Genomic DNA, 5,703 nt, shown 5'->3' on the forward strand with positions numbered 1-5,703 from the left:
CGTAACTTATTCCAGGTCAGAGCGACACGGACACCGACCCGGACGCGATCTTCACAGGTCAGCGAGGGAAAACGAGGTTGTACGGGGAGCGCCTGACGGTCTCCGAGTTTGACTGGTGTTCACCGCCTGCTAGGGTGGTGGAGCCGCTTCGGAGGGCCTGCTCCGGTAGCCGGGTTTGCACTCGGATGCTGGATCGGATAAGCTGGAACGGTTGCCCCGGAACGAGAAACTCGAGTGTTTCTGGTGATGGTGTGCGCGTGTTCTTTGAGAACTCAACAGTGTGTCGATGAATGTCAGTGCCAATTTTGGTACTCCACTCCGTCTTTTCGATGGGGTGGGTATGTCGATTCTTCCATTCTTCCGTCTGGGAGGGTCGACGAAACAGCTAGTTTGAGTTTATTTTGCTAGTGATTTGACTCGATGTCTATGACTGATTGCCGGCTTGCCGGCCAATCTTGAGTCTTCAACGGAGAGTTTGATCCTGGCTCAGGACGAACGCTGGCGGCGTGCTTAACACATGCAAGTCGAGCGGTAAGGCCCTTCGGGGTACACGAGCGGCGAACGGGTGAGTAACACGTGGGTGATCTGCCCTGCACTCTGGGATAAGCCTGGGAAACTGGGTCTAATACCGGATACGAGCCTCCACTGCATGGTGGGGGTTGGAAAGGTTTACTGGTGCAGGATGGGCCCGCGGCCTATCAGCTTGTTGGTGGGGTAATGGCCTACCAAGGCGACGACGGGTAGCCGGCCTGAGAGGGCGACCGGCCACACTGGGACTGAGACACGGCCCAGACTCCTACGGGAGGCAGCAGTGGGGAATATTGCACAATGGGCGAAAGCCTGATGCAGCGACGCCGCGTGAGGGATGACGGCCTTCGGGTTGTAAACCTCTTTCAGCAGGGACGAAGCGAGAGTGACGGTACCTGCAGAAGAAGCACCGGCCAACTACGTGCCAGCAGCCGCGGTAATACGTAGGGTGCGAGCGTTGTCCGGAATTACTGGGCGTAAAGAGCTCGTAGGCGGTTTGTCGCGTCGTCCGTGAAAACTTGGGGCTCAACCCCAAGCTTGCGGGCGATACGGGCAGACTTGAGTACTGCAGGGGAGACTGGAATTCCTGGTGTAGCGGTGAAATGCGCAGATATCAGGAGGAACACCGGTGGCGAAGGCGGGTCTCTGGGCAGTAACTGACGCTGAGGAGCGAAAGCGTGGGTAGCGAACAGGATTAGATACCCTGGTAGTCCACGCCGTAAACGGTGGGCGCTAGGTGTGGGTTTCCTTCCACGGGATCCGTGCCGTAGCTAACGCATTAAGCGCCCCGCCTGGGGAGTACGGCCGCAAGGCTAAAACTCAAAGGAATTGACGGGGGCCCGCACAAGCGGCGGAGCATGTGGATTAATTCGATGCAACGCGAAGAACCTTACCTGGGTTTGACATACACCGGAAAGCCGTAGAGATACGGCCCCCCTTGTGGTCGGTGTACAGGTGGTGCATGGCTGTCGTCAGCTCGTGTCGTGAGATGTTGGGTTAAGTCCCGCAACGAGCGCAACCCTTGTCCTGTGTTGCCAGCACGTAATGGTGGGGACTCGCAGGAGACTGCCGGGGTCAACTCGGAGGAAGGTGGGGACGACGTCAAGTCATCATGCCCCTTATGTCCAGGGCTTCACACATGCTACAATGGCCGGTACAGAGGGCTGCGATACCGTGAGGTGGAGCGAATCCCTTAAAGCCGGTCTCAGTTCGGATCGGGGTCTGCAACTCGACCCCGTGAAGTCGGAGTCGCTAGTAATCGCAGATCAGCAACGCTGCGGTGAATACGTTCCCGGGCCTTGTACACACCGCCCGTCACGTCATGAAAGTCGGTAACACCCGAAGCCGGTGGCCTAACCCTTGTGGAGGGAGCCGTCGAAGGTGGGATCGGCGATTGGGACGAAGTCGTAACAAGGTAGCCGTACCGGAAGGTGCGGCTGGATCACCTCCTTTCTAAGGAGCATTCTCCAGCGCGATCGGTCACACAGGTGGCCGGCCGGTTGGCAGAGGCCGTTTCGTGAACACATGTTTCACGGCGGTGGCTCATGGGTGGAACACTGACAACCTCGTCCACGGATCAGCGGGTCACACGGCCGGCTGGTGGACGATATATCGGCGCACTGTTGGGTCCTGAGAGAACACGTGAGTGATTTTCTCGAAGGAAGGAACGATCATTGAGGGATCGCAGGTCATACCGCAGGGTTTCTTCGGAAGTTCTGGTCGGGTGTCTGCACACGGTCTCCTCGGTGGTGTGTTGTTTGAGAACTGCACAGTGGACGCGAGCATCTTTGTTGTAAGTAATGAAGAGCGTACGGTGGATGCCTTGGCACCAGGAGCCGATGAAGGACGTAGGAGGCTGCGATAAGCCTCGGGGAGCTGTCAACCGAGCTGTGATCCGAGGGTGTCCGAATGGGGAAACCCAGCCACAGTGATGTGTGGTTACCCGCGCCTGAATATATAGGGCGTGTGGAGGGAACGTGGGGAAGTGAAACATCTCAGTACCCACAGGAAGAGAAAACAACATGTGATTCCGTGAGTAGTGGCGAGCGAAAGCGGATGAGGCTAAACCATGGGTGTGTGATAGCCGGCAGGCGTTGCATTCGTGGGGTTGTGGGATCCGTCTTGTCGATTCTGCCGAATCGGCCGACAGTAAGAAATCATCGTGTTAGTCGAAGTGGTCTGGAACGGCCTGTCGTAGAGGGTGAGAGTCCCGTAGACGAAAACATGATGACTGTCGTGACGGTCTCCCGAGTAGCAGCGGGCCCGTGAAATCTGCTGTGAATCTGTCGGGACCACCCGATAAGCCTGAATACTACCTGGTGACCGATAGCGGACTAGTACCGTGAGGGAAAGGTGAAAAGTACCCCGGGAGGGGAGTGAAATAGTACCTGAAACCGTGCGCTTACAATCCGTCAGAGCTGGTGCACGATTTGGTTCGTGGCTGGTGATGGCGTGCCTTTTGAAGAATGAGCCTGCGAGTTAGCGGCATGTCGCGAGGTTAACCCGTGTGGGGGAGCCGTAGCGAAAGCGAGTCCGAATAGGGCGAGTCAGTGGCATGTTCTAGACCCGAAGCGGAGTGATCTACCCATGGCCAGGGTGAAGCGACGGTAAGACGTCGTGGAGGCCCGAACCCACTTAGGTTGAAAACTGAGGGGATGAGTTGTGGGTAGGGGTGAAAGGCCAATCAAACTCCGTGATAGCTGGTTCTCCCCGAAATGCATTTAGGTGCAGCGTCGCGTGTTTCACTCTGGAGGTAGAGCTACTGGATGGCCGATGGGCCCCACAAGGTTACTGACGTCAGCCAAACTCCGAATGCCAGAGTGTGAGAGCGCGGCAGTGAGACTGCGGGGGATAAGCTTCGTAGTCGAGAGGGAAACAGCCCAGATCGCCGGCTAAGGCCCCTAAGCGTGTACTAAGTGGAAAAGGATGTGGGGTCGCGAAGACAACCAGGAGGTTGGCTTAGAAGCAGCCACCCTTGAAAGAGTGCGTAATAGCTCACTGGTCAAGTGATCCTGCGCCGACAATGTAGCGGGGCTCAAGTACACCGCCGAAGCCGCGGCATTCACATAACACCCATGCGTTCCTACGGGGGCGTGTGCAGTGGTGTGGATGGGTAGGGGAGCGTCGTGTAGCCATGGAAGCAGCGGGGTGACCTAGTTGTGGAGGCTGCACGAGTGAGAATGCAGGCATGAGTAGCGAAAGACGAGTGAGAAACTCGTCCGCCGAATGACCAAGGGTTCCTGGGCCAGGTTAATCCGCCCAGGGTGAGTCGGGACCTAAGGCGAGGCCGACAGGCGTAGTCGATGGACAACGGGTTGATATTCCCGTACCCGTGTGAACGCGCCCCTGGTGAATCAGTGATGCTAAGCGCCCTGAAGCCGGCCGTGATCCTTCGGGATCGTGGGTGGTGGATGCGCGTGAACCGATCTGGTAGTAGCCAAGCGATGGGGTGACGCAGGAAGGTAGCTGAGCCAGTCAGTGGTAATACTGGTGTAAGCGTGTAGGGCGTGACCTAGGCAAATCCGGGTCACACACAGCCTGAGACGTGATGCGTAGCCGATTGAGGCGAATTCAGTGATCCTATGCTGCCGAGAAAAGCCTCTAGCGAGCTTTCACACGGCCCGTACCCCAAACCGACACAGGTGGTCAGGTAGAGAATACTAAGGCGATCGAGAGAACTGTGGTTAAGGAACTCGGCAAAATGCCCCCGTAACTTCGGGAGAAGGGGGGCCTCGTCTGGTGACCGGATTTACTCCGTGAGCTGGGTGGGGCCGCAGAGACCAGAGAGAAGCGACTGTTTACTAAAAACACAGGTCCGTGCGAAGTCGTAAGACGATGTATACGGACTGACGCCTGCCCGGTGCTGGAAGGTTAAGAGGACCGGTTAGCTGCTTCGGCGGCGAAGCTGAGAATTTAAGCCCCAGTAAACGGCGGTGGTAACTATAACCATCCTAAGGTAGCGAAATTCCTTGTCGGGTAAGTTCCGACCTGCACGAATGGCGTAACGACTTCTCTGCTGTCTCAACCACAGACTCGGCGAAATTGCATTACGAGTAAAGATGCTCGTTACGCGCGGCAGGACGAAAAGACCCCGGGACCTTCACTATAGCTTGGTATTGGTGTTCGGTTCGGTTTGTGTAGGATAGGTGGGAGACTGTGAAGCATGCACGCCAGTGTGTGTGGAGTCGTTGTTGAAATACCACTCTGATCGTATTGGACATCTAACCTCGGACCATGATCTGGTTCAGGGACAGTGCCTGGTGGGTAGTTTAACTGGGGCGGTTGCCTCCCAAAATGTAACGGAGGCGCCCAAAGGTTCCCTCAGCCTGGTTGGCAATCAGGTGTCGAGTGCAAGTGCACAAGGGAGCTTGACTGTGAGACTGACAGGTCGAGCAGGGACGAAAGTCGGGACTAGTGATCCGGCACCGGCAAGTGGAAGCGGTGTCGCTCAACGGATAAAAGGTACCCCGGGGATAACAGGCTGATCTTCCCCAAGAGTCCATATCGACGGGATGGTTTGGCACCTCGATGTCGGCTCGTCGCATCCTGGGGCTGGAGTAGGTCCCAAGGGTTGGGCTGTTCGCCCATTAAAGCGGCACGCGAGCTGGGTTTAGAACGTCGTGAGACAGTTCGGTCTCTATCCGCCGCGCGCGTTAGAAACTTGAGGAAGGCTGTCCCTAGTACGAGAGGACCGGGACGGACGAACCTCTGGTGTGCCAGTTGTCCTGCCAAGGGCACTGCTGGTTAGCTACGTTCGGAAGGGATAACCGCTGAAAGCATCTAAGCGGGAAGCCTGTTCCAAGATGAGGTTTCTCACCCCCTCGAGGGGGTAAGGCCCCCGGCAGACCACCGGGTTGATAGGCCAGAACTGGAAGTCCGGTAACGGATGGAGGTGACTGGTACTAATAGGCCGAGGACTTACCACGAAGAAGCTACGCGTCCACTGTGCGGTATCTGAGACAACACACAGATATCCATCCACCCACACCAGCAGCGGTGTCCCCTCGGGGGCCGGCGGTTGGTTCGGGCAGGGGGATGGTGTGACAGTTTCATAGAGTTACGGCGGCCATAGCGGAGGGGAAACGCCCGGTCCCATTCCGAACCCGGAAGCTAAGCCCTCCAGCGCCGATGGTACTGCACTCGACAGGGTGTGGGAGAGTAGGACACCGCCGAACA

At 57.2% G+C, this 5,703-nt stretch carries 3 rRNA genes; all 3 read left to right on the forward strand.

What is annotated here, in order from left to right:
• Window positions 1-463 precede the first annotated feature (463 nt).
• The 3 genes from E0497_RS20140 to rrf all read left to right on the forward strand — a co-directional run bounded on the left by E0497_RS20140 (window position 464) and on the right by rrf (window position 5,702).
• A 16S ribosomal RNA gene (locus E0497_RS20140) occupies window positions 464-1,980 on the forward strand.
• 338 nt (window positions 1,981-2,318) lie between these two features.
• A 23S ribosomal RNA gene (locus E0497_RS20145) occupies window positions 2,319-5,453 on the forward strand.
• 132 nt (window positions 5,454-5,585) lie between these two features.
• Window positions 5,586-5,702 (forward strand): 5S ribosomal RNA (rrf, locus tag E0497_RS20150).
• Together the 16S, 23S and 5S rRNA genes form the textbook arrangement of a ribosomal RNA operon.
• The last annotated feature ends 1 nt before the right edge of the window (window position 5,703 follow it).

This window comes from Prescottella subtropica (genome assembly GCF_005434945.1).
Lineage (GTDB): Bacteria > Actinomycetota > Actinomycetes > Mycobacteriales > Mycobacteriaceae > Prescottella > Prescottella subtropica.